Raw genomic sequence first — 26721 nt, 5'->3', positions numbered from 1 at the left:
TTAGCCTGAACTCCGCCGCCTGAGGGAGATCGTCGATTATGCGGAATAACCGGCCGAGATACAACGGGACATTCATCCACGATTTTCTCGACCAAAGCGCAGCGGAGTTTCCCGAGTCGCCAGCGGTACGAGACTCCACCGGGATCTGGAACTATCACGAACTGGATACGTTCGGCCACGCGGTGGATTACTGGCTGGACCGGCAGGGCGTCGGCCAGGGCATGCGCGTGGTGGTGCAGGCCGCCACCGATCGCCGGCTGGCGGCGCTGTTCTTCGGCGTCTCGCGCCGCGGCGCCGTCTTCGTGCCGCTCAACCCGGCGATGAAGAGCTTCCATCTGCGTTCGGTGCTCGAGAACGCCGAACCCGCGCTGGTGATCGTCGAATCCGCCGGCGGGAGACCCGACGCCGTACGCGCTCTCACCGGCGCACCGGTCCACGACTTCGAAACGGTCTGGGCCGAGGTGACCGAGCTCGCGAGCCGGCGGGCGCGCGTGGCCGTGCCGAATGAGCTCGACCCCGCGGACCTGGCCGCGCTGGTGTACACCTCGGGCAGTACGGCGGAGCCGAAAGCGGTCATCCTCCCCCACGCCCAGGTCTGCTTCGCCACCGTGGCGCTCGTCGAGGCGCTCGGCTACCGCCCGGACGACGTGGTCTTCTGCCGTTTCCCGATGTCCTGGGACTACGGGCTGTACAAGCTGCTGATGACCTGCGCCGTGGGCGCCGAGGTGGTCTTCGCCGACGCCGGCGCCGACCTGCGGCTGGTCGACCAGCTCAGGAAGACCCGGGCGACCGTGGTGCCGATCGTGCCCTCGCTGGCCAACATGATCATCGCCTCGGCGCAACGGAAGAGCGAGCCCACCACCGGGGTGCGGTTGTTCACCAACACCGGCGCGGCGCTGCCCGCCACCACCATCGAGGCGCTGCGGACCCACTTCCCCGGCGCGCGGGTGGTCCGCCAGTTCGGCCAGACCGAGTGCAAGCGCATCTCCGTCATGCCTCCCGAGGAGGATCGGGAGCGCCCGGACTCCGTGGGACGGCCGCTGGCCGGCACCGCCGTACACATCCTCGACCCCGACGGGAACCCGGTGCCCACCGGGACGACCGGGGAGATCGTGGTGACCGGCCCGCACGTGATGCCGGGGTACTGGCGCAACCCCGAGGTGACCGCCAAGACGTTCCGCCGCGACCCGCGGACGGGGGAGCTGCGACTGCACACCGGCGACTACGGCCACCTCGACGAGGACGGATACCTCTACTTCGACGGCCGCAGGGACGACATGTTCAAACGCAAGGGCATCCGGATGAGCACCGTGGAGATCGAGGCGGCGGCGCTCGACATCGCCGGGGTCAGGGCGGCCGCCGCGCTGCCCCCGGACGGCGAGCACGACCTCGCGATCTTCGTCGAGGCCGCCGACGGGGCGGAGCTGGAGCCCCACGCCGTCCTCCGCGAGCTGGCCGCCCGGCTGGAGCCGGCCAAGGTGCCCGCGGTCTGCCGGGTGGTCGAGGAGATCCCGCAGTCCGCGCACGGCAAGTACGCCCGCGACCGGCTGCGCGACCTGCACGCGCAGGACGCGCGCCCGGCCGCGTCTACCTCCCGGCAGGCGGAGCCGCACCGGCAGGCGGAGCCCCACCGCAAGCCGCCGGGAATCCCCCGCGAGGAGCTGGTCCGCCGGTTCGGTTCCCCGCTCTACGTGTACGACCTGGACCGGGTCACGGCCGCGTACCGGGACCTGGCCGACTTCATGCCGGAAGGCACCGCGATCTACTACGCGCTCAAGGCCAACCCGCACCCGGACGTGGCCCGCGCACTGCGTACGGCCCCGGGCGGCGGCTGCCGTGCGGAGATCAGCTCCACCGGGGAGCTGGCCGCCGCGCTGGCCGCGGGCTTCACCGGCGCGGAGTGCATGTACACCGGCCCCGGCAAGACGGCGGGTGAGCTGGCCGAGGCGATCGCCGCCGGGGTGCGGCTGTTCTCCGTGGAGTCGCTCACCGACCTCGAACACGTCGGCGCCGCGGCCACCGCGCAGGGCGTCGTCGCCAAGTGCCTGCTCCGCGTGAACAGCGCCACCGCGGCCGCCGCCACCAGCATCCGGATGACCGGCACGCCCTCCCAGTTCGGCAACGACATGGAGGATCTGCCGGCGCAGGTCGACGCGATGCGCGCGGTTCCCGGCGTCCGGATCATCGGCGCCCACTTCTTCCCGCTCAGCAACGCCGCGGACGAGGACAGCCTGATCGGCGAGTTCCAGCACACCGTGACGGTCGCCGCGGAGGTGCAGCGCATCCTGGGCGAACCGCTGGAGCTGGTGGATCTCGGCGGTGGGTTCTCCGCGCCGTACGGCGTGCCGGGCACCCGGCCCGGCTACCCGAACCTGCGCAAGGGCCTGGAAGAGGCGCTGGACCGGCACCTGCCGCAGTGGCGGGAGGGCCGGCCGAGCATCGCCTGCGAGTCCGGCCGCTACCTGGTGTCCGACTGCGGCGAGCTGCACAGCACCGTGATCAACATCAAGGAGAGCCGGGGCCGCACCTTCGCCATCCTGGACGCGGGGATCAACGCGTTCGGCGGCATGGCCGGGCTCGGCCGGCTGCTCCCGGTCCAGGTCAAACCCACGCCACCGGAAGGCGACACGCCGCAGGCCGCCGCGCCCGGCCGCAAGGCCGCGCTGGCCGGGCCCTTGTGCACACCCGGCGACCTGCTCGCCCGCGAGGTCGAGCTGCCCGACCCGGCACCCGGCGATCTGGTGACCATCCCGCACGCGGGCGCGTACGGCCTCACCGCCAGCCTGTCGCTGTTCCTCGGCCGCCCCGCGCCCACCGAAGTGGTGATCCGCGGGGGCGAGGTCGTCTCCGTCTCCCAGCTGCAACGCCAACGGGTCTACGACCCGCCGCTGAACCCCGACCCCCGGAGCGCATGATGGCATTTCCAGGCGAGCACGGCGGCCCCAACGAGGCCGGGCTCGACGGACTCGACGAGCTGCCCGTCGCGGAGCAGCGCCGGGTGCTCCTGGAACTGGTGCTCCGGGACACCCGGGAGGCGCTGCTCGGCGTGGAGGGCGGCGAGCTGGCCGAGGTGACCTCCAGCCGGCCGTTCCGCGAGCTCGGCCTCGACTCGCTGGCCGCGGTGGACCTGCACGACCGGCTGGAGGCCTCCACCGGCGTCACGCTGCCGATGACCCTGGCCTTCGACTTCCCCACGCCCGAAATGGTCGCCGAGTACGTGCGCGCCGCCGTGCTCGGTCTGCCCGTGCCGGAGCCGGGGTCGGGGCGCGCGGAGGCCGCTCCCGACGGCGATGACGACGACCCGATCGTCATCGTCGGCATCGGGTGCCGGTTCCCCGGCGGGGCCGACTCCGCCGAGGGACTGTGGCGGATCTTCGCCGAGGAACGCGAGGTGCTCGGCGGCTTCCCCACCGACCGCGGCTGGGACCTGGAGAACCTCTTCGACCCGAACCCGGACGCCCCGGGGAAGAGCTACGTGGATCGCGGCGGCTTCCTGCCCGACGCGACCGGGTTCGACGCGGACTTCTTCGGCATCAACCCGCGCGAGGCCCTGGCCATGGACCCCCAGCAGCGCGTGGTGCTGGAGACCTGCTGGGCCGCGCTGGAGCACGCCGGCATCGACCCGACGTCGCTGCGCGACCAGCCCGTCGGCTCGTTCTTCGGCGCCGAGGTGCACGAGTACGGCGTACGCGTCCACCAGGCGCCGGAGGGCCTGGACGGCTACCTGATGACCGGCAACGCGCCGAGCGTGGTCACCGGCCGGCTCGCCTACCTGCTCGGCCTGTCCGGGCCGGCGATCACGGTGGACACCGCGTGCTCCGGCGCGATCGTCTCGCTGCACCTGGCCTGCGCCTCCCTGCGGTCGGGCGAATCCTCCCTGGCCCTGGTCGGCGGGGTGGCCGTGATGGGCAGCCCGGGCATGTTCACCGCGTTCAGCCGGCAGCGGGGGCTGGCCCCGGACGGCCGGGTGAAGGCGTTCGCCGACGCCGCGGACGGCACCGGGTTCTCCGAGGGCGTCGGGGTGCTCGTGGTGGAGCGGCTGTCGGACGCCCGCCGCAACGGGCACCGGGTGCTGGCCGTGGTACGCGGCACCGCGATCAACCAGGACGGCAGGTCCAACGGGCTGACCGCGCCGAGCGGCCCCGCGCAGCGCCGGCTCGTCAGGGACGCGCTCGCCGCCGCCCGGCTGGAGCCGGCGGACGTGGACGCCGTGGACGCGCACGGCACCGGCACCGGGCTGGGCGACCCGATCGAGGCGCACGCGCTGCTGGCCACCTACGGGCAGGGCCGGGAGACGCCGCTGTGGCTGGGCTCGGCCAAGTCCAACCTGGGCCACACCCAGGCGGCCGGCGGCATCGCCAGCGTGATCAAGATGGTCATGGCGATGCGGCACGAGCTGCTGCCCAAGACGCTGCACGTGGACGCGCCGTCGTCGAAGATCGACTGGTCCGGCGGGTCCGTGGAGCTGCTGACCGAGGCCCGGCAGTGGCCGCGGGTCGAGGGCCGGCCGCGTCGGGCCGGCGTGTCGTCGTTCGGCATCTCCGGCACGAACGCTCACGTGATTCTGGAAGAGCCGCCCGTCGAGGAGCCCGCGGGCGTGGCTGGTGAGGACACCGCCGCGCTTCCGGTGCTGCTGTCGGCCAAGAGCGAGGCGGCACTTCGGGCGCAGGCCGACCGGCTGGCCGCCTTCGTGGCCGAGCATGATGCGGCCGGCCCGGCGGAGGTGGCGGCCGAACTGGTGCGCCGGGCCGCGCTGGAGCACCGCGCGGTGCTGCCGGTGGCGGACCGGGAGGGTCTGCTGGCGGGGCTGCGGGCGCTGGCTGCCGGTGAGTCGGCGGCTTCGGTGGTGCAGGGGCGGGTACGGCCGGGCCGGGTCGCGGTGGTGTTCTCCGGTCAGGGTGCTCAGCGGGCTGGGATGGGACGTGAGCTGTCTGCGGCTTTCCCCGTGTTCGCCCGGGCCTTCGACGAGGCTTGTGCGCTTCTGGAGGCCGAACTCGACAGGGCGGTGACCGGCCTGGCCGGTGACGTGCGCCTGCGGGACATCATCCTCGGCGAGCGTGGTGCCGATGGGGTGCTGGATCAGACGGTGTTCGCGCAGGCGGGGCTGTTCGCGTTCGAGACGGCGCTGTACCGGTTGCTGGAGTCGTTCGGGGTCCGGCCGGATTTCGTGGCCGGGCATTCGCTGGGTGAGATCAGCGCGGCGCATGTGGCCGGGGTGCTGGATCTGGCGGACGCGTGCCGGTTGGTGGCGGCTCGTGGCCGGTTGATGCAGGCGTTGCCGGCTGGTGGCGCGATGGCGGCGATCGGCTGTGGCGAGGACGAGATCGTCCCGGTGCTGCACGGCGACGTCTCGGTGGCGGCGGTGAACGCGCCCGGCGCGGTGGTGGTCTCGGGTGCGGCCGATCAGGTAGCCGAGGTCGTGGAGTGGGCGCGGGAGCGCGGGTACCGGACGCGGCCGTTGCGGGTGTCGCACGCGTTCCACTCGCCGCTCATGGAGCCGATGCTGGCCGAGTTCGAGCAGGTCGTGGCGGGGTTGACGCTGCGGCGGCCGGAGCTGGCGCTGGTGTCGAACGTCTCGGGTGAGCTGGCCGGTGACGAAGTCACCGAGCCCGGCTACTGGGTCGAGCACGTCAGGCGGCCGGTGCGGTTCGCCGACGGCGTCCAGGTCATGCGGCAGCGCGGGGTCACCCACTTCCTGGAGGTCGGCCCCGACGCGCAGCTGACCCCCATGATCGAACAAACCCTCATCGGCGAAGAGCCCTCCGTGGTGGCCCTGCTGCGCCGCGACCGCGACGAGACCACCCAACTGATCGCCAGTCTGGGCCAGGCCTGGACGTATGGCACCCACGTGGACTGGACCATCCGCGCCCGCAGCAGCCACCTGGAACTGCCCACCTATCCCTTCCAGCACCGCCGCTTCTGGCTGCAGCCCGCCCCGGCCAGCGACCCGGCCGCGCTTGGTCTGGGTGCCGCCGACCACCCGATCCTGGGCGCGGTGGTGCAGCAGCCCGACGGCGGCGCCATCCTGACCGGCCGGTTGTCGGCCACCGCGCAGTCGTGGCTGGCCGATCACGCCATCAACGCCACCCCGATCCTGCCCGGCACCGCCTTCGTCGAGCTCGCCCTGCGCGCCGGCGACCAGGTCGGCTGCCCCGCCATCGACGAGCTCACCCTGCACGCCCCCCTGGAGCTTCCGAGCCGCGGTCAGGTGACGATCCAGGTGATCGCCGGCCGATCCGACGCCGACGGGCGGCGGCCCGTGGAGATCCACTCCATCGGCGAAGACGGTGTCTGGCTCCGGCACGCCACCGGCTTCCTCTCTCCCGTACCGGCGTCGGCACAGGAGCTCGCTGACTGGCCGCCGCCGGGTGCGGAGCCGCTCGACGTCAGCGGCCTCTACGCGGCGATGGCCAACCGCGGCTACGACTACGGCCCCGCTTTCCGCGGTCTCACCCGGGCCTGGCGCCGCGGCGAAGAGGTGTTCGTCGAGGTGGCGTTGCCGGACGGGATCGAGGCAACGGGCTTCGGCGTGCACCCGGCGCTGCTCGACGCGGCCCTGCACGCCACCGACCTGCTGCCCGGCCACGACCAGGACACGGCGTTGCCGTTCGCCTGGCGCGGGGTGTCGTTGCATGCCGACGGGGCGCGGGCGGCGCGGGTCAGGCTGCGCCCGGACGACGAAGCCGCGGTGCGGCTCGACCTCGCCGACCCCGTGGGCCGGCCGCTGGCCACGGTGACGTCACTGGCCTACCGTTCGGTGCCCGCGCAGTGGTCGAGTTCGCGCTCCACGGCGCACCAGTGGCTGCACGAGATCGTGTGGCGGCCGGTGGACGCCACGATGTCGTCGGGCGGCGTCGGCGCAGACCTGGTGATCGACGCCACCGAGTGGGCCGGAGCCGCCGACAGTGAGCTGCTGGACCGCCTGCGCCGTGGCGTGGGTTCGGTGTTGGCTCGCTTGCAGGAGTGGCTGACTCGTGAACCGGGCGATGACGCCCGGTTGGTGGTGCTGACCCGAGGTGGGGTCGCCACCGACGGCGGGCAGGTGGATCCGCTTCAGGCCGCGGTGTTCGGCCTGGTACGGGCGGCGCAGGCGGAGAATCCGGGCCGGATCACGCTGGTGGATCTGGAAACGGCAGCCGGTGAGGTGAGCGACGACGCGGTGGCGGCGGCGCTGGCTTCCGGTGAGCCGGAAGTGGCGCTGCGCGGCGGTCAGTTGTGGGTGCCGCGTCTGAGGCGGGTCGCGTCGCCCGGTTCGGAAGACGCGCCTGGCCAGGCTGATCTGGTGGGCGGCGAGGAGGCCGTGGCGGCTTGGCCGGTCGATGGGACCACGCTGATCACTGGTGGCACCGGTGGGCTGGGTGCGCTGGTTGCGCGGCATCTGGTGGCTGAGCATGGTGTGCGGCATCTGGTGCTGGTCTCCCGTCGGGGTCTGGATGCTCCTGGGGCTGTCGAGCTGCGTGATGAGCTGGTCGGCCAGGGCGCTGAAGTGACGGTCGCCGCCTGTGACGTGGCCGATCGGGGTGCGCTCGCCGCGCTGCTGGAGGACGTCCCCGACCTGCGTGCCGTGGTGCATGCGGCGGGGGTGGTCGATGACGGGGTGATCACGTCGTTGTCGGCTGAGCGGGTGGAGTCGGTGCTGCGGCCGAAGGTGGACGCGGCCTGGCATCTGCACGAGCTGACCCGCGACTCTGATCTGGCTCGGTTCGTGGTGTTCTCCTCGCTGGCCGGGGTGGTGGACGGGGCCGGGCAGGGGAACTACGCGGCGGCAAACGCCTTCGTCGATGCTCTGGCCGTGACCAGGGCCGCTGCCGGCCTGCCGGCAGTTTCGCTGGCGTGGGGGCCGTGGTCCGAGGAGCGGGGCATGGCCGGCCGGATCGACGCGCGGGATGAGGCGCGAATGCGCGCCGCAGGACACATCTCGTTGACCGCCGGGCAGGGCCTGGCCCTGCTGGACGCCGGCCTGCAAACCGGTCGGGCGCTTTTGGTGCCGGCGCGGTTCGATCCGGCCGCGCTGGGACGGCGTGGCGATCTACCGGCGCTGTTGCGTGAGCTGGCCGGTCCCGCCGCCCGCCCCGCCGCAGCCGCCTCCGCCGACGCCTCTGGGGATGATGAGGCACGGCCGGTGGTGGCGGAGCTGGCGCATCTGTCGGCTCAGCAGCGGCAGCGGCGGTTGCTGGACGTGGTCTGCGGCGAGGCGGCGGCCACCCTCGGCCATGACAGTGCTCAGGCCATCGATGCCGACCGGCCTTTCCAGGAGTTCGGGTTCGATTCGCTGACCGCGGTGGAGCTGCGTAACCGGCTGCACGCGGTGACGGGGCTGCGGCTCACTCCCACCCTGGTGTTCGATCACCCCACTCCGCGTGCGCTGGCCACGCACCTGGACGCGGCCCTGTCGGGTACCGTTGCCCGCCGCCCGGTCCAGGCCACCCCGTCCAGCGGTCCTGCTGGTGATCCGATCGTGGTCGTCGGGATGGCTTGCCGTTTCCCCGGCCAGGTCACCAGCCCCGAAGACCTCTGGCAGCTGCTGATCGACGACCGCGACGGCGTCACCGGGTTCCCCACCGACCGAGGCTGGGACATCGCCGGCCTCTACGACCCGGAGCCCGGCAAGCTGGGTCGTACCTACACCCAGCAGGGCGGGTTCCTGCACGACGCGGCGTACTTCGATCCTGCTCCGTTCGATATCGGCCCGCGTGAGGCCACCGCGATGGACCCGCAGCAGCGGCTTCTCCTGGAGACCTCCTGGGAGGCCCTGGAGCGGGCGGGCATCGATCCGTCCGGGCTGCGCGGCACCTCGACCGGTGTGTTCGCCGGAGTGATGTACCACGACTGGGGCACTCGGCCGGGCCGGGTGCCGGAGGAGTATGCCGGCTACCTGGGCAACGGCAGCCTGGCCAGCGTGGTGTCCGGGCGGGTCGCGTATGCGTTCGGCCTGGAAGGGCCGGCGGTGTCGGTGGACACGGCCTGTTCGTCGTCGCTGGTGGCGCTGCATCTGGCGGCTCAGGCGTTGCGCGCCGGTGAGTGTGATCTGGCGCTGGCCGGTGGGGTGACAGTGATGTCCACGCCGGACACCTTCACCGACTTCGGCCTCCAGCGAGGGCTGGCTGCTGATGGGCGGTGCAAGTCGTTCGCCGAGGCGGCTGACGGGGTCGGCTGGGGCGAGGGCGTCGGCGTGCTGGTGGTGGAGCGGCTTTCCGACGCCCGCCGCAACGGGCACCAAGTGCTGGCGGTGCTGGCCGGTAGCGCGGTCAACCAGGATGGGGCGTCGAATGGGCTGACGGCGCCGAACGGTCCCTCTCAGGAGCGGGTGATCGCTCAGGCTCTGGCTTCGGCGGGGATCGGTCCCGCGCAGGTGGACGTGGTCGAAGGACACGGCACCGGCACCGCGCTGGGCGACCCGATCGAGGCCCAGGCGCTCCTGGCCGCCTACGGTCAGGACCGGCAGTCGCCGTTGTGGCTGGGGTCGGTGAAGTCGAACCTGGGCCACACCCAGGCGGCGGCCGGGGTCGCCGGTGTGATCAAGATGATCCTGGCGATGCGGCACGAGCTGCTGCCCAAGACACTGCACGTCGATGCGCCGTCGTCCAAGGTGGACTGGTCCGGCGGCGCGGTGGAGCTGCTCACTGAACCCCGGCCCTGGGCGCGCGCTGCGGACCGGCCACGCCGGGCGGGAGTGTCGTCGTTCGGCATCTCCGGCACGAATGCTCATGTGATTGTCGAAGAGCCGCCCGCTGAGGAGCCGTCGCCCGTGAGCGTGCCGGACATGCTTCCGGTGCTGCTGTCGGCCAAGAGCGAGGCCGCGCTGCGGGCGCAGGCCGACCAGTTGGCCGCTTTCATGGATGAGCACGACGACGCCGCTCCGGCAGAGGTGGCGGCCGGGCTGACGCGCAGGGCCGCCCTGGAGTACCGGGCGGTGCTGCCGGCGACGGACCGAGAGGGCTTGCTGGCCGAGCTGCGAGCACTGGCCGCCGGTGAGCCAGCGGCTGCGATCGTGGGCCGGGTGCGGCCAGGCCGGGTAGCAGTGCTGTTCTCCGGCCAGGGTGCCCAGCGGCCCGGGATGGGCCGCGGCCTGTATGCGGCTTTCCCGGCGTTCGCCCGCGCCTTCGACGAGGCGTGTGCGCTCCTGGAGGCCGAACTCGATACCGCAGGGAACCTGCGGGAGATCATCCTCGGCGAGCGTGGCGCCGATGGAGTGCTGGACCAGACCGTGTTCGCGCAAGCCGGGCTGTTCGCCTTCGAGACGGCGCTGTACCGGCTCCTGGAATCACTGGGAGTCCAGCCCGACTTCGTGGCCGGGCATTCACTGGGCGAGATCACCGCCGCGCACGTGGCCGGAGTGCTGGATCTGGCCGACGCGTGCCGGCTGGTGGCCGCTCGCGGCCGGCTGATGCAAGCACTGCCGACCGGCGGCGCGATGGCCGCGATCGGCTGCGGCGAAGACGAGATCGCCCAGGCACTGGCCGGGCGTAGCGAGATCTCGGTCGCGGCGGTGAACGCGCCCGGCGCGGTCGTGGTCTCCGGCGCGGCCGACCAGGTGGAACAGGTCATCGACTGGGCACGGCAGCAAGGGCACCGGACCAGGTCGTTGCGGGTGTCGCACGCGTTCCACTCGCCGCTCATGGAGCCGATGCTGGCCGAGTTCGAACAGGTCGTCGCGGGACTGACCTTGCGGCGACCGAACCTGGCGCTGGTGTCCAACGTCTCAGGTGACCTGGCCGACGAGGAAGTCACCGAGCCCGGTTACTGGGTCGAGCACGTACGACGCCCGGTCCGGTTCTCCGACACCATCACCACCCTGCGCGAGCACGGAGTCAGCTGCTTCATCGAGGCCGGCCCGGACGCCCAGCTCACCCCCATGATCGAACAAACCCTCAACGACGATGAGCCCTCGGTGGTGGCCCTGCTGCGCCGCGACCGCGACGAGACCACCCAACTGGTCACCGGACTGGGCCAGGCCTGGACCTGCGGCACCAACGTGGACTGGGCCACCGGTACCCGCACCGGCCATCTCAACCTGCCCACCTATCCCTTCCAGCGGCGGCATTACTGGCTCCAGCCCGCCCCGACCGGCGACCTGGCCGCCTTCGGCCAGACCGCCGCCGACCACCCCATCCTGGGCGCGGTGGTGGAGCAGCCCGACGGCGGCGCCATCCTGACCGGCCGGTTGTCGGTCGCCACCCAGCCGTGGCTGGCCGACCACCTCATCAACGGCACCGCGATCCTGCCCGGCACCGGTTTCGTCGAGCTCGCCCTGCGCGCGGGCGACCAGGTCGGCTGCCCGGCCATCGACGAACTCACCCTCTACACCCCCCTGCCCATCCCCGACACCAGCGGCGGCGTCGTCGTACAGGTCACCGTGACCGCACCCGGCGAGGACGGCCGCCGTCAGATCGGCATCCACTCCAAGGACGAGCACGGGAACTGGACCCGGCACGCCACCGGCACCCTGACCCCGACCCCGTCCATCCCCGCCGACCTGCGCCACGCCTGGCCGCCGCTGGACGCCCAGCCGCTGGACGTCACCGGCCTGTACGACCGCCTGGTCGACCACGGCTACGGCTACGGCCCCGCCTTCCACGGCCTCACCAACGCCTGGAGACACGGCGACGACCTCTACGCCGAAGTGACGCTCCCCGAAGACGCCGGACAGACCACCCGGTACGGCCTGCACCCCGCGCTCCTCGACGCCGCGATGCACGTGGACCTGGTGGCCGGGCCGAAGGCGACGCTGATCCCGTTCAACTGGCACGGCGTCACCCTGCACGCCGCCGGCGCCGACACGCTGCGGGTACGGCTACGCCGGCTGGACGGCGACGAGGTCACCAGGCTGGACCTGGCCGACCCCACCGGACGGCCGGTGGCCACGGTGGAGACGGTGGTGTCCCGGCCGGTCCAGGCCGACCAGCTGGCGCAGGCCCGTCCGTCCTCGGACTCGCTGCTCGCGGTGACGTGGCGGCCGGCCGCGCCGTCGGCTCCTCTCGGCCCGGTGAACGCCTCCGACGCGCTCGTCATCGACGCCACCGGCGAGCCGCCGGGCGGCGGCGTGCCGGATCGGGTGCGGCGTACCCTGCGTCCGGTCCTCACCGGCCTGCAGGCCTGGTCGGCCGAGGGGGACGCCCGGCCGGTGGTGGTGGTCACCCGGGGTGCCGTGGCGGTGCGCGACACCGAGGCGCCGGACCCGGCGCGGGCCGCGGTCTGGGGCCTGGTACGCGCCGCCCAGGAGGAGAACCCCGGCCGGATCACCCTGGTCGACCTGGACCGGGCCGGCGAGCAGGCGGACGGCGTACGCGTCGCCCTGGCCGCCGGCGAGCCCGAGCTGGCGATCCGTGACGGCCGGCCGTGGGTCCCCCGGCTGACCCGCGCCGGTCTCGCCGACCGGGTGTCCCGTGCCGTGGACCCGTACGACGTGGCCTGGCCGGTCGACGGGACCACGCTGATCACCGGCGGCACCGGCGGCCTGGGCGCCCTCATGGCCAGGCACCTGGTCGGCGAGCACGGCGTACGGCAGCTGCTGCTGGTCTCGCGCCGTGGCCTGGACGCCCCCGGAGCCGCCGAGCTCCGCGACGAGCTGACCGGACAGGGCGTCGAAGTGACCGTCGCCGCCTGCGACGTGGCCGACCGGGACGCCCTCACCGCACTGCTGGAGGGCATCCCCGACCTTCGCGCCGTGGTGCACACCGCGGGTGTGATGGCCGGTGGGGTGCTCGGCACGCTGACGAAGGAAGGGCTGGACCGGGTGTTGCGGCCCAAGGCGGACGCCGCCTGGCATCTGCACGAGCTCACCCAGAAGCACGATCTCGCCCGCTTCGTGCTGTTCTCCTCCGCCGGAGGGATGGTGCTGGCCGCCGGGCAGGGCGACTACGCGGCGGCCAACGCCTTCCTCGACGCGCTCGCCGCGGAGCGTGCCGCCGCCGGGCTGCCCGCCACCTCACTGACCTGGGGAATGTGGGCGGTGGACACCGGGCTCGGCGGGCCGCTGCAGGAGAGCGACCTGGCCCGGGTCCGCAACCTGGGCATACCGGCGATCTCCGCGGACACGGGGCTGGCGCTGTTCGACGCGGCGCTGCGCGTGCCCGCGCCGGTGCTGGCGCCGATCCAGCCGGACGTCCGCACGCTGCGGGCCCGTGGCGACGACCTGCCCGCGCTCCTGCGGGACCTCGTGGGCGCGCGCCGTACGGCCGCCGTGGCCGAACGGGCCGGCGAGTCGAACGGCACGACGGAGCTGCGGGAGCGGCTGGCCGGGATGCCCGCGCGGGAGCGGGACCGGATGCTGCTTGAGCTGGTCCAGGCCGAGGCGGCGATGGCGCTCGGGCACGACAGCGCGGACGTGATCGACGCCGAGCGCGGCTTCGTGCAGCTCGGCTTCAGCTCGCTGGCCGCCGTCGAGCTGCGGAACCGGCTGCGCCGGCGTACGGGGCTTCCGCTGCCCGCCACGCTCGCCTTCGACCAGCCGAACGCCACCGCGGTCGCCCGGTACCTGGCCGAGCGGCTGGCCCCGGCCGAGCCGGAGGCTCCCGAGCCCGCTCCCGCCGTGGCGGACGGTGCTTTCACGGCGAAGGCGGAGGAGGACGAGCTGCTCGCCGCGGCCTCCGCGGAGGAGCTGTTCGAGATCCTCGACCGGGAGCTGGGCGGCAACGGATAGCCGAGGTTCTTGAAAGGCCGGTGCGGCGGGCGCGGGTTCCACTCCAGCGCCCGCCGCACCGGCGTCTGTGTCCGGCCAAAGAGAAAGGGCCTGCACATCACCTGGATGGCAAGCCCTGGGGGGTTACGGACTGTCTCACCAGCCGCGTCGTACGGTCTCCACGATGTGGGCGCGCTGCTCCTCGGTCACCCACCAGCCCACGGGCAGGCAGACGACGCGCTCGGCCACCCTGTCGAGTCCGGGCAGCAGCGTGGCGTACCGGCGGACGCAGGTGTGGGTGTCGTTGCGTTCATGGACGTTGCTGACCATGATCTGGGCCTCGTCCATGCGCTTCATGAAGCCGGCGCGGTCCTCGACCTTGACGGGGTAGATCCAGAAGGACGACTCGCGGTCCTGCGCGCGTTCGGTCAGTTCCAGCCCCGGCACGCCGGCGAGCTCCCGGTCGTAGTGGGCGGCGTTGGCCCGGTGCCGGGCCACGACCTCCTCCGACCAGTCCAGGTTGGCCAGCCCCATCGCGGCGTTGATGTCGGTCATGTGGAACTTGTAGCCCCACTCGGCGACGTCCGGCGGGTTGCGCAGCCGGTCGGCGCCGCGGCTGATGCCGAACCAGCGCAGCAGCGTGGCCCGCTCGTGCAGCTCGTCGTCCGGCAGCACCAGGGCGCCGCCGTCAGCGGTGGTCAGATGCTTGATCGCCTGGAAGCTGTAGACCGCGACGTTGCCGTGGGTGCCCATGCGGCCGCCCTGGTAGGTGGCGCCCCACGCGTGGGCGCAGTCCTCGATCACCACGGGGCGGAACCCGAAGGTCGCCTCGGCCTCGTCGAGGATCTTCGCCAGCCGCCCGAGGTCGACCGGATAGCCGGCGAAGTGCACGACGACGATGGCGCGGGTGCGGGGGGAGATCTTGCGGGCCAGGTCGTCGAGGTCGACGTTGAGCGTGGCGGGATCGACGTCCACCCACTTGATGCGCAGCCGGTTGGCGAGGATGGTCCAGTTGGTGGCCTCCATGGTCAGGGGCGTGGAGAGCACCTCGCCCTCGTCGTCCCCTGACGCGGCGACCATGTGGAGCGCCAGGTGCAGCCCCGAAGTGCCGCTGTTGACCGTGGCGACGCGCGGGTTGCCGATCCGCTCCCCCAGCGCCCGCTCGAACTCGGCGACCTTGGCGCCCTGGCCGATCTGGCCACTGCCGACGACCTCGGCGACCGCGGCCGGAGCCGACTCCGACATGGCGACCTTGAACAGCGGGATCAACGCGGCGCTCCGTCCGGTGTGGCGAGTTCGGCGTAACGGGCCAGGCAGTCGGCGTAGGAAGGCAGGATGCCGAGCCGTTCGGCCTCCTTCAGTGAGGGCGCGGCGCGGTCCTTGTCCGACAGGACGGGCTCGCGGTCGCGCGGCCAGGGCAGGTCGAGGTCGGGGTCCAGCGGGTTCACCTCGAAGGAGCTCTCCGGCGACCAGGTGTTGGAGCACAGGTAGAAGACGGTGGCCTGCTCGGTCAGCGGGGCGAACCCGTGCGCGAGCCCTTCCGCGAGGTAGAGCGCGTGCCGGTTGTCCTCGCTCAGCTCCGCCACGACGTGCTCGCCGTACGTGGGCGAGCCCTGCCTGATGTCGACCACGATGTCACGGACGGCGCCGCTCGGGCAGCTCACGTAGCGGGCCTGTCCCGGCAGGTGGATCGCGTGCAGTCCGCGGATCGTGCCGATGGTGGAGACGGAGCAGTTGACCTGGGCCACGCTCAGCGGGTGGCCGACGGCCTCGGTGAAGGCAGGCTGTTTGAAGACCTCTAAGAACAATCCTCTGGAGTCGGGGAAGACCTTGGGCTCGACGAGGAACGCCCCGCCGATGCCGAGTTCGCGAATCCGCATCGGATCCCTCCTTCGACGTTATGTTCGGTTGCCCTGATCAGCGGCGGCAACCCCTACGGCACCCTTATGGGCCTCCCACCAGGGGCGGTTGTCCCGGTACCACTCGACCGTCTCGGCCAGGCCCTTCTCGAAGTCCACGGCCGGCCGGTACCCCAGCTCGGCGCGGATCTTGCCGTCGTCGACGGAGTAGCGGCGGTCGTGGCCGAGGCGGTCCTCGACGAACTCCACGCGCTCCCATCCGGCGCCGCAGGCCTCCAGGAGCAGGCGGGTCAGCTCGCGGTTGGTCAGCTCGGTGCCGCCGCCGATGTTGTAGACCTCTCCGGGCCGGCCGCCCTGCCGGACGAGCTCGATGCCCGCGACGTGGTCGGCCACGTGGAGCCAGTCGCGCGCGTTCAGGCCGTCCCCGTACAGCGGGACCTTGCCGCCGTCGAGCAGGTTGGTGACGAACAGCGGGATGACCTTCTCGGGGAACTGGTACGGCCCGTAGTTGTTGGAGCAGCGGGTCACCCGCACGTCCAGCCCGTACGTCCGGTGGTAGGCGAGGGCGAGCAGGTCCGACGAGGCCTTCGACGCCGAGTACGGCGAGCTGGGCGCCAGCGGCTGCTCCTCTCCCCAGGAGCCCTCGGGGATGGAGCCGTACACCTCGTCGGTCGAGACGTGCACGAACGTGCCGAGCCCGTGCTCGGCCGCCGCCGCGAGCAGCGTGTACGTCCCCGTCACGTTGGTGCGGACGAACTCCCCCGCACCGCTGATGGACCGGTCGACGTGCGACTCGGCGGCGAAGTGCACCACCTGGTCGTGCGCGGCCACCAGCTCTCCGACGAGGCCGGCGTCGCAGATGTCTCCCTGGACGAACGTGAAACGGCCTTCGGCGGGCTCCAGGTTGGCCCTGTTGCCCGCGTAGGTGAGCTTGTCGAGAACCGTGAGCGTGCAGTCGCCCCGCTCGGCGAGGGTGCGGACGTAGTGGGAGCCGATGAAACCGGCGCCGCCGGTGACCAGGATCCTCATGGCGTGTAACTGCTCGCGATGCTCATGACGTACTGGCCGTAGCCGGACTGCGACTGCTCGGCTCCGAGCCGATAGCACTGCTCCGCGTCGATGAAGTTCATGCGGAGCGCCACCTCCTCCAGGCAGGCGATGCGCACGCCTTGGCGTTGTTCGAGGGTCTGCACGTACTGTCCCGCCTGGAGCAGCGTCTCCGGCGTGCCGGTGTCCAGCCAGGCGAACCCTCTGCCGAGGTCCACCAGCCGGGCCCTGCCCTGCCGCAGGTAGGCCAGGTTCACGTCGGTGATCTCCAGCTCGCCCCGTTCGGACGGCTTGAGATTCTTGGCGATGTCGATGACGTCGTTGTCGTAGAAGTAGAGGCCGGTGATGGCTCTGTTGGAACGCGGATTCTCCGGTTTCTCCTCAATCGAGATCAGCCGCCCGCTCTCGTCGGTCGTCCCCACTCCGTATCGGCCGGGATCGCTCACCGGATATCCGAACAGCACGCACCCCCGCACTTCCCGCGCATTCTCTTCCAGCACCTCGGAGAACGAGGGTCCGTGGAAGATGTTGTCGCCGAGGATCAGCGCGGCCGGGCCGCCGCCGATGTGGGAGGCGCCGATGAGAAAAGCCTGGGCTATCCCGTCCGGCGATTCCTGGGAGGCGTAGGAGATGTTCAGCCCGAAGCGGGCGCCGTCGCCCAGCAGCCGGACGTAGTTCGGCACCTGGTCGGGCGAGGAAATGAGGAGGATATCCCTGATGCCGGCCAGCATGAGCACCGATATCGGGTAATAGATCATCGGCTTGTCGCTCACCGGGAGCAGTTGTTTGGAGACCACGGCGGTGATCGGATGCAGCCGCGTTCCGCGACCCCCCGCGAGAACGATTCCTTTCACGGCCTTATACCTCTCTGCTGCGTGGAAGTGTCCCGAGGCTAAGCAGGGGCGCAGCGGAGCGGCAAGGTCGATGACCGGAGAGAGGGGGCGCATCAGGGGTATCGGCGACGGACACCCGGATTAGGGGAGGGTAGGGGCTTACCCGGTCTCCGCCCGGCGACGAGAATTTCCCCACATTGACGTCTCCGGGGGAGGGGGTCCGCCGGTGCGGAATTCCACTTTACGCCGTGCCGTCACCGCGATGGTGGTCGTGGTGTGCGCACTCACACCGGCCGTTTCCGCGAAGGCGGAGCGGGACGCGGCGGACGCCTCGACGCGCGAGGTGCCCGGGCTGCGCGAGCCGGTGCGGCTGGTGGTGGACCGCTACGGCGTGCCGCACCTGTACGCGCGCAACACCGACGACGTGTTCCTGGCGCAGGGGTACAACGCCGCGCGGGACCGGCTGTTCCAGCTCGACCTGTGGCGGCGGCGCGGCCTCGGCCTGCTGTCGGCCGCCTTCGGGCCGCGTTACGTCGACCAGGACCGGGCCGCCAGGCTCCTGCTGTACCGCGGTGACATGCAGCGGGAGTGGGCCGCCTACGGGCCGAACACGCGCCGCGCCGTCACCGCGTTCGTCAGCGGCATCAACGCCTACATCGACTGGGTCGACGCGCACCCGGAGGCGCTGCCGCCGGAGTTCCGCCGGCTGGGCCACCGGCCGGACCGCTGGCGGCCCGAGGACGTGGTGCGGATCCGCAGCCACGGGCTGGCGCTCAACGCGTACCCCGAGGCGCTGCGCGCGGCCGCGATGTGCGCCAATGGGCAGACCGCCGCGCGGGCGCTCGTCAAGCTGGAGCCCGCGCACGAGCCCCGGGTGCCGGACGGGCTCGACCCGTGCACCGTGCCCGCGGACGTGCTCGACACCTACCTGCTCGGCATCTCGTCGGTCACTTTCGACGGTGTCGCGCTCCGGTCGGAGCCGCCGGCTCCGGCGCCCGGCGGGTCGAACGCCTGGGCGCTCGCGCCGTCGCGCACCGCCACCGGCCGGCCGATCCTCGCCGGCGACCCGCACCGGGCCACGCCGGCGCCCGCGCTGCGCTACGTCGCCCACCTGTCCGCGCCCGGCCTGGACGTGATCGGCGCCGGCGAGCCGGTGCTGCCCGGCATCTCCCTGGGGCACAACGACCGCGCCGCCTTCTCGCTCACCGTCTTCGCCGCGGACCAGGAAGACCTTCAGGTGTACCGCCTGCACCCGGACGACCCGGGCCGCTACCGCTACCGTGACCGCTGGGTGCCCTTCACCACGGTGCGGGAGGAGGTGCCGGTGGCCGGCTCGACGCCCCGCCAGGTGGAGCTGACCTTCTCCCGGCACGGGCCGGTGCTCAAGGTGGACGCGGAGCGCGGTCTCGCGTTCGGCCTGCGGACCGCCTGGTCGGAGCCGGGGGCGGCGCCGTACCTCACCGGGCTCGACGCGATGACCGCGCGGAGCTACCCCGAGTTCGCCGCCAAGGTGCGGCGCTGGGCCGCGCCGCCGGAGAACCTCATCTACGCCGACACCTCGGGCACCATCGGCTGGGTGCCCGGCGCCCTGGTCCCCCGCCGGCCACGGCACGACGGGCTGCTGCCGGTGCCCGGCGACGGCCGCTACGAATGGGACGGCTTCCACGACGGCGCCGAGCTGCCCAGGGTGAGCAACCCCAAGAGCGGCTTCATCGCCTCGGCGAACGAGTACGACATGCCGGACGGCCACCCGGTGCGCGTCGGCTACGAGTGGGAGCCGTCGGCGCGCAAGGAGCGCATCGAGGACGTGCTGTCCGGCTCGACCCGGCACACCGTGCCCGAGATGGCGCGGCTCCAGCGCGACCAGGTCGACGAGTACGCCCGGCGCATCGTCGCGGTGCTGCGCGACATCCCCGCCGGCGACGACCCGGACACCGCGGCCGCGCTGCGGCTCCTGCGCGACTACGACGGCACGGCGAGCGCCGACTCCGCCGGCGCGGCGCTGTTCGAGCCCTGGCTCATCGGGCATCTCGGCCCGGCGTTCCTCGCCCGGTTCATGCCCGCGGCGGTGGCCGCCCGGGTGCCGCGCGCCGACGCCCGGCAGGTGATCGACGCCCTGGAGCATCCGGAGCGCTGGTTCGGGGCGGACGCCGTCGCGGTGCGGGACCGGCTCGTGCAGGAGACGCTGCGCGCGGCCTACGCCGACGTCCGCGGCCGGCTCGGCGCCGACCCGGCCGCCTGGCGCTGGGGAAGCCTGCACCAGGCGCTGTTCGCCAACCCCTTGGGCAACAGCGTGGGCCCGTTCCCCCGGGGTGGCTCCGTGACCACGGTGGACGCCTCGACCTACTACCGGGGGTTCTACCGGTCGCAGTCCGGGGCCGCGTACCGGATGGTGCTGGACGTCGGGGCCTGGGACAACTCCACCTTCGTGAGCGCCCCCGGGCAGTCCGGCGACCCGTCGAGCCCGCACTACGCGGACCTCGCCGCCGCCTGGACGTCCGGCGCGCAGGTGCCGCTGCTGTACAGCGCGGCCGCGGTCGCGCGGAACACGGAAAGCGTCATCACTCTGGTGCCCGCGGCGTCCGGCCGCGGGTGATCGCCGGGCTCCCGGAGGGTTCGCTCACCGGGAGCCGGCGAACGGATCACTGCGGAAGGAACGACGTGGACGAGCGTTGGATCAAGCGATTTCACCCCGCGCCGAACGCCCCGGCGCGGGTCATCGTGCTGCCGCACGCCGGAGGCGCGGCCAGCGCCTACTTCAAGCTGTCCGCCGCGCTGCACCCGGCGCTGGACGCCTACACGGTGCAGTACCCGGGCCGGCAGGAGCGCCGGCACGAGCCGCCGTTGACGGACGTGCGCCTGCTGGCCGCCGGCGTCGCCGACGCGCTCCCCGGCGACGAGCGGCCCACGCTGCTGTTCGGGCACAGCATGGGCGCGCTGGTCGCCTTCGAGCTCGCCCTGCTCCTGGAGCGGCGCGGCACGCCGCCGCACACGCTGGTCGCCTCCGGCCGGCGCGGCCCGTCCACCTACCGCGACGAGTGGGTGCACCGGCGGGACCCGGCCGGCGTCGCGGCCGAACTCCGCAAGCTCAACGGCACCGACCCGGTGTTCCTCCAGGACCCGGAGCTGTTCGAGATGGTGCTGCCGGCGCTGCGCGCCGACTACCGGGCCGTGGAGACCTACCAGTGCGCCCCGGACGCCGCGGTCGGCTGCCCGCTGGTCGCCTTCGTCGGCGACGACGACCCCAAGACCACGGTCGAGGAGGCGCGCGCCTGGGGCCGGAACACCACCGGCCCCTTCGACCTGCGGATCTTCCCCGGGGGCCACTTCTTCGTGGACGACCAGGTGGCCGAGGTGACCGACGCGCTCGTCGCGCTGTCCACGTGAGTCACCCGGCCGTCTGAGCCAGCCATTCCTCGATCACGGCGGCGGTCTGCCGCGCCTCGGACTCCAGGATGCTGAAGTGGTCTGCCGCCACCTCGCGCACCGCCGTACCGGGGGTGATGGCCGGATGCCAGCCCGCGCCGACGCCCGCGGTCGTCCCGCCGGGCGTCGCCACCCCCTGGTTCGCGCGGATGAACAGCGTCGGCGCGGCCAGCTCGCCCGGCCGCCACTGGGAGAGCAGCGCGGCGTACCAGCCCATCGCGGACAGCCGGGCGGCCGTGAAGGGGCCGAACACGGCCTCCCGGTCCAGCAGGCCGCCCACGATCGACGACCACACCGCGGGGCTCTCCCCCGCGCCCGGCACGTGCGTGTCGAGCAGGATCACCGCGGCCGGGCCCTGGCCCGCCTCCGCCATCGCGCCGGCCAGCGCGTGCGCGAACACCCCGCCCGCGGAGTACCCGACCAGCGCGTACGGCTCCCCGCCGCTGGTCACGGTCCGGGCCAGGCCCTGCACGAGGGCGTCCAGCGAGTCCGGCAGGCTCTCCTCCCGTACGAACCCCGGCACCGGCAGCACGGCGAGGTCGCGCACCTCGCGGAACTCCGCGGCCAGCGGGACGAACTGGTGCGGCCCGCCGAAGGCCATCGGCGAGTTCAGGCAGAACAGCCGCGGCCGGCTCGGGCCGGTGGACAACACCACCGGGGTGCGGGCCGGAACGTCGGCCGCGCCGTACTGGGGACGGACCGCGGCGGCGGCGTGCAGCAGCAGCATCCCCTCCTCGATCTTGCCGGCGGCGACCGCCGCGCGGAACAGGCCGCTCAACGTCTCCGTCGCGCCCTGCAGGTCCGGTGCGGGGGGCGCGTCGCCGTGGGCCGTGGCCGGTACCGCGGCCGGAGCCATCTCCTCGTCCAGCAGCCGGGCCAGCGCCCTGACCGACGGGTAGTCGAAGGCCGCGGTGGCCGGCAGGCGGACGCCGGTGGCCGAGTTGAGCGCGTTGCGCAGCTCCATGGCGGCCAGCGAGTCCAGGCCCAGCCCGACCAGGTCGGCGTCCGGCTCGACGGGCTCCGGGTCCGCGTGTCCGAGCACCTGGGCCGCCCGCTTCCGTACCAGCTCGACCAGGCGCTCCAGGCGCTCCTCCGGGGGCAGCGCGGCCAGCGGTTCCAGCTCGTTCCCGCCCTGCGCGGCCTTCTGTCGTACGGCGGGTGCCAGGTCCTCAAGCAGCGCGGGGACGCCGTCCGCGCGGGCGCGCACGGCGGCCGGGTCCAGCCGGATCGGCGCCAGCACGGCGGCGTCCGACCGCCGCGCCGCGTCGAACAACGCCAGCCCCGCGTCCACCGGCAGCGGCAGCATGCCCCAGCGGCGGATCCTGGCCAGGTCGTCGTCACGCAGCAGGCTCTGCATGCCCGCCTCGCCGCCCCACAGGCCCCAGGCCAGCGTCCGCGCCGGCAGCCCCGCCGCCCGGCGCTGCTCGGCCAGCGCGTTGAGGAAGGCGTTCGCCGCCGCGTAGTTCCCCTGGCCGGGGTTGTCCACGAGCGATGCCGACGACGAGAACAGCACGAACTCGGCCAGGTCGTGCTTCTGGGTGAGCTCGTGCAGGTGCCAGGCGGCGTCCGCCTTGGGGCCGGCCACCTGGTCGACCAGCTCGGGCGTGAGGTCGGCGAGGACCGCGTTCGCGCTCGTCCCCGCGGTGTGCACCACGGCGCGCAGGTCGGGGATGCCCTCCAGCAGTGCGGTGAGGGCGTCCCGGTCGGCCACGTCGCAGGCGGCGACGGTGACCTCGGCGCCCTGTCCGGTGAGTTCGTCGCGGAGCTCGGCGGCTCCGGGGGCGTCCAGGCCGCGGCGGGAGACCAGCAGCAGCTGCCGTACGCCGTGCTCGGCGACCAGGTGCCGGGCCGTCAGGGCGCCCAGGCCGCCGGTGCCGCCGGTGATCAGCGTGGTTCCGTCGGTCGGCCAGGGCGCCTCCGGCTCGTCGCCGAGGCGGGCCCGCTCCAGGCGCGGCGCCCAGAGGCGGTCGCCGCGCAACGCCGCCTGGGGCTCCCCGCTCCGTAGTGCTGCGGCCGACACGCTGTCGGCTGTCTGCGCGTCCGTCTGGTCGGGGTCCAGGTCGATCAGGGTGATTCGGCCGGGTTCCTCCGACTGGGCGGCCCGTACCAGGCCCCAGACTGCCGCCTGGGCCGGGTCGGGCGTCTCCGCGCCGGTCACGGCGACGGCGCCCCGGGTCACTACCACCAGCGGTCGCGTTTCCCCGTTCGCCAGCCAGGTCTGGAGCTCGTCCAGCGCTTGGCCGACAGTGCGCCGTACGCGCGCCGGCTCTGTGCTGTCGGCTCCTGTCGAAGAAGCGACATTCAGCACCTCGGGAGTAACCCCAACGGTCTCGGCACCGCGCTCGCCCACCGGCCGCCAGGCCACCTCGTACAGCCATTGGGCCGGGACCGCGCCGCTCAACTGGCCGGGGGCCAGTGGTCGCGCGGTCAGCTCCTCCACCGACACCACCGGGCGGCCGGACCCATCGGCCACGTCCAGCCGGGTGACCGCGTCGCCGTCCAGACGGCGCAGGCGTACTCGTAGGGTGGCGGCGCCGGCGGCGTGCAGGGTGACGCCGTTCCAGTTGAACGGGATCAGCGGGCCGCTCTCCCCCGCTCCCTGTCCGGCCAGCATGCCGACGTGCATCGCCGCGTCGAGCAGCGCGGGGTGCACGCCGTAGCCCGCGGGATCTGCGACGTCGGTCGGTAGCGAGACCTCGGCGTAGAGGTCGTCGCCGTTTTTCCAGGCGTGGGTGAGGCCGTGGAAGGCGGGGCCGTAGCCGTAGCCGTGGTCGACCAGGCGGTCGTACAGGCCGGTGACGTCCAGTTGCTGTGCGTTTGGTGGTGGCCAGGCGTGGAGCAGGTCGGCGGGGATGGCTGGGGTGGGGGTGAGGGTTCCGGTGGCGTGCCGGGTCCAGTTTCCGTGGTCGTCCTTGGAGTGGATGCCGATCTGGTGCCGGCCGTCCTCGTCGGGTGGGCTCAGGATGATCTGGAGAGTGATGCCGTCGGAGTCGGGGATGGGCAGCGGGGCGTGCAGGGTGAGCTCGTCGATGGCCGGGCAGCCCACCTGGTCGCCCGCGCGCAGGGCGAGCTCGACGAAGGCGGTGCCGGGCAGGATCGCGGTGCCGTTGATGACGTGATCGGCCAGCCACGGCTGGGCGGCGACCGACAACCGGCCGGTCAGGATGGCGCCGCCGTCGGGCTGCTCCACCACCGCGCCCAGGATCGAATGATCGACGGAGGTCTGGCCGAGCGCGGCCGGGTCACCGGTCGAAGGCAGTTGCAGCCAGTAGCGGCGGTGCTGGAAGGGGTAGGTGGGCAGTTCCAGGTGGCTGCTGCGGGCACGGGTGGTCCAGTCCACGTGGGTGCCACACGTCCAGGCCTGGCCCAGTCCGGCGATCAGTTGGGTGGTCTCGTCGCGGTCGCGGCGCAGCAGGGCCACCACGGAGGGCTCTTCGTCGATGAGGGTTTGTTCGATCATGGGGGTGAGCTGCGCGTCGGGTCCGGCCTCCAGGAAGTGGGTGACGCCGCGCTGCCGCATGACGTGGACGCCGTCGGCGAACCGGACCGGCCGCCTGACGTGCTCGACCCAGTAGCCGGGCTTGGTGATCTCCTCGCCGGCCAGCTCGCCCGAGACATTGGACACCAGCGCCAGCTCTGGACGCCGTAGCGTCAGTCCGGCCACGACCTGTTCGAACTCGGCCAGCATCGGCTCCATCAGCGGCGAGTGGAACGCGTGCGACACGCGCAACGGCCGGGTGCGGTGCCCTTGCTGCCGTGCCCAGTCGATGACCTGCTCCAGCTGGCCAGCCGCGCCGGAGACCACGACCGCGCCGGGTGCGTTCACCGCCGCGATAGCCACTTGGTCGTGCCCGGACAGCACGGGGGCGATCTCGTCCTCGCCGCAGCCGATCGCGGCCATCGCGCCGCCGGTCGGCAGTGCCTGCATCAACCGGCCGCGAGCGGCCACCAGCCGACACGCGTCCGCCAAGTCCAGCACCCCGGCCACGTGTGCCGCGGTGATCTCACCCAGCGAATGCCCGGCCACAAATTCCGGCCGGACCCCGAACGACTCCAGCAACCGGTACAACGCCGTCTCGAACGCGAACAGCCCGGCCTGCGCGAACACCGTCTGATCCAACACCCCATCGGCGCCACGCTCGCCGAGGATGATCTCCCGCAGGTCCCCTGCGACATCGGCGGCGGAGAACTCGCCCTCCAGGAGCGCACACGCCTCATCGAAAGCCTGGGCGAACACCGGAAAAGCCGCATACAGGCCGCGGCCCATCCCGGGCCGCTGGGCACCTTGACCGGAGAACACCACCGCCACCCCGCCCGGCCGCGCCCGGCCCACGACCGCAGTCGCCGGCTCGCCGGCGGCCAGCGCTCGCAGCTCGGCCAGCAGACCCTCTCGGTCCGCCGCCGGCAGCACCGCCCGGTACTCCAGGGCGGCCCGGCGCGTCAGCCCGGCCGCCACCTCTGCCGGAGCGGCGTCGTCGTGCTCGGCCACGAACGCGGCCAGCTGGTCGGCCTGTGCCCGCAGCGCGGCCTCGCTCTTGGCCGACAGCAGCACCGGAAGCATGCCCGGCACGGTCGCGGGCGGCGGCTCCTCAGCGGGCGGTTCTTCCACAATTACGTGGGCGTTGGTGCCGGAGATGCCGAACGACGACACCCCTGCCCGGCGCGGCCGACCCTCGATCTGGGGCCAGGGCTGCGGTTCGGTCAGCAGTTCCACCGCCCCGCCCGACCAGTCCACCTTGGACGACGGCGCATCTACGTGCAGCGTCTTGGGCAACAGACCGTGCCGCATCGCCAGGATCATCTTGATGATGCCGGCCACACCGGCCGCTGCCTGGGTGTGACCCAGGTTCGACTTCACCGACCCCAGCCACAACGGCGACTGCCGATCCTGGCCATATGCGGCCAGGAGCGCCTGCGCCTCGATCGGGTCGCCCAGCGCCGTCCCCGTACCATGCGCCTCGACCACGTCCACATCACCCGGTGTCAGCCCAGCGGCCGCCAACGCCTGCGCGATCACCCGCTCCTGAGAAGGACCGTTCGGCGCCGTCAGCCCGTTCGAGGCACCGTCCTGATTGACCGCGCTGCCACGCAGCACCGCCAGCACCTGGTGCCCGTTGCGGCGGGCGTCCGACAGTCGCTCCACCACCAGCACGCCCACGCCCTCGCCCCAGCCGACCCCGTCAGCCGCCTCGGCGAACGACTTGCACCGCCCATCAGCAGCCAGACCCCGCTGCCGCGAAAACTCCACAAACGCATCCGGGGTCGCCATCACCGTCACGCCCCCGGCCAGCGCCAGATCACACTCGCCCGAACGCAACGCCTGCGCCGCCAGATGCAACGCCACCAGCGACGACGAACACGCCGTGTCCACCGACACCGCCGGACCCTCCAGGCCCAACGTGTACGCCACCCGGCCCGAAATCGTGGCCCCACCCGTGCCCGACGGCGCATAGTCGTGATACATCACCCCGGCGAACACCCCGGCACTGCTCTCCCGCAGCGACGTCGGATCAATCCCCGCCCGCTCCAACCCCGCCCAGCACACCTCCAGAAACTGCCGCTCCTGCGGATCCATCTCCGCCGCCTCACGCGGACTGATCCCGAAGAACGCCGGATCGAACTCCGCCGCCCCGTACAGGAACCCACCCTCCCGCGCATAACTACGCCCCGGCTTCCCCGGCTCCGGATCGTAAAGACCGGCGACATCCCAGCCACGATCACCGGGGAAGCCACCCACCGCGTCCACACCGTCGACCAGCAACCGCCACAACCGCTCCGGGTCATCCACCCCACCCGGATAACGACAGGCCATCCCCACGATCGCGATCGGCTCCCGAGCGCGGGCCGTCAGCGCGCGGTTCTGCTGGCGCAGCTTGGCCGTCTCCCGGAGAGAAGCGCGCAGTGCCTCGACGAGCTTTCCGTCACCCTCCGCCAT

9 protein-coding genes are annotated in these 26721 nt (G+C 72.7%); 4 read left to right on the top strand and 5 right to left on the bottom strand.

The features are described 5' to 3' along the window. Positions 1-38 precede the first annotated feature (38 nt). Both AC27IY_RS07315 and AC27IY_RS07310 read left to right on the top strand, forming a co-directional pair. The gene (locus AC27IY_RS07315; RefSeq protein ID WP_487177488.1) at positions 39-2915 is read left to right on the top strand and encodes an AMP-binding protein; all 2877 of its coding nucleotides are present in this window, start codon (positions 39-41) and stop codon (positions 2913-2915) included. Continuing rightward, positions 2912-13642, top strand: a complete 10731-nt coding sequence (locus AC27IY_RS07310) for an SDR family NAD(P)-dependent oxidoreductase (RefSeq protein WP_487177487.1) — start codon at positions 2912-2914, stop codon at positions 13640-13642. Before AC27IY_RS07315 ends, AC27IY_RS07310 begins: the two co-directional genes overlap by 4 nt. A 135-nt stretch (positions 13643-13777) precedes the next feature. Here AC27IY_RS07310 and AC27IY_RS07305 read toward each other — a convergent pair whose 3' ends face one another. Genes AC27IY_RS07305 through rfbA form a run of 4 tightly spaced genes read right to left on the bottom strand, consistent with a single transcriptional unit; the run spans position 13778 to position 17381 of the window. After that, on the bottom strand, positions 13778-14890 hold the full coding sequence (locus AC27IY_RS07305; protein ID WP_423445986.1) for a DegT/DnrJ/EryC1/StrS family aminotransferase: 1113 nt from the start codon (positions 14888-14890) through the stop codon (positions 13778-13780). Further along, positions 14887-15501 carry a dTDP-4-dehydrorhamnose 3,5-epimerase gene (gene rfbC / locus AC27IY_RS07300; RefSeq protein ID WP_371248491.1) on the bottom strand — a complete coding sequence of 205 codons (615 nt, stop codon included), beginning with the start codon at positions 15499-15501 and terminating at the stop codon, positions 14887-14889. The genes AC27IY_RS07305 and rfbC overlap by 4 nt, the downstream gene beginning before the upstream one ends. An 18-nt stretch (positions 15502-15519) precedes the next feature. Then, a complete protein-coding gene (rfbB, locus tag AC27IY_RS07295; protein ID WP_364464310.1) occupies positions 15520-16509 on the bottom strand; it encodes a dTDP-glucose 4,6-dehydratase in 990 nt (329 codons plus the stop codon). After that, entirely contained in the window at positions 16506-17381 is an 876-nt protein-coding gene (gene rfbA, locus AC27IY_RS07290; RefSeq protein WP_487177710.1) for a glucose-1-phosphate thymidylyltransferase RfbA, read from the bottom strand. The genes rfbB and rfbA overlap by 4 nt, the downstream gene beginning before the upstream one ends. Positions 17382-17586: 205 nt before the next feature. On the opposite strand from rfbA, the gene AC27IY_RS07285 reads away from it, so the two are divergent. After that, positions 17587-19956: a penicillin acylase family protein gene (locus AC27IY_RS07285; protein ID WP_487177486.1), complete on the top strand. Its 2370-nt coding sequence runs from the start codon at positions 17587-17589 to the stop codon at positions 19954-19956. 65 nt (positions 19957-20021) lie between these two features. Then, the gene (locus AC27IY_RS07280; protein ID WP_487177485.1) at positions 20022-20747 is read left to right on the top strand and encodes a thioesterase II family protein; all 726 of its coding nucleotides are present in this window, start codon (positions 20022-20024) and stop codon (positions 20745-20747) included. Between the two features lies 1 nt (position 20748). Here AC27IY_RS07280 and AC27IY_RS07275 read toward each other — a convergent pair whose 3' ends face one another. After that, complete coding sequence (locus tag AC27IY_RS07275) at positions 20749-26721, bottom strand: SDR family NAD(P)-dependent oxidoreductase (protein ID WP_487177484.1); 5973 nt, start codon at positions 26719-26721, stop codon at positions 20749-20751.

The organism is Nonomuraea sp. B208 (assembly GCF_057536035.1).
This window is presented reverse-complemented; position numbering and strand designations above follow the sequence as displayed.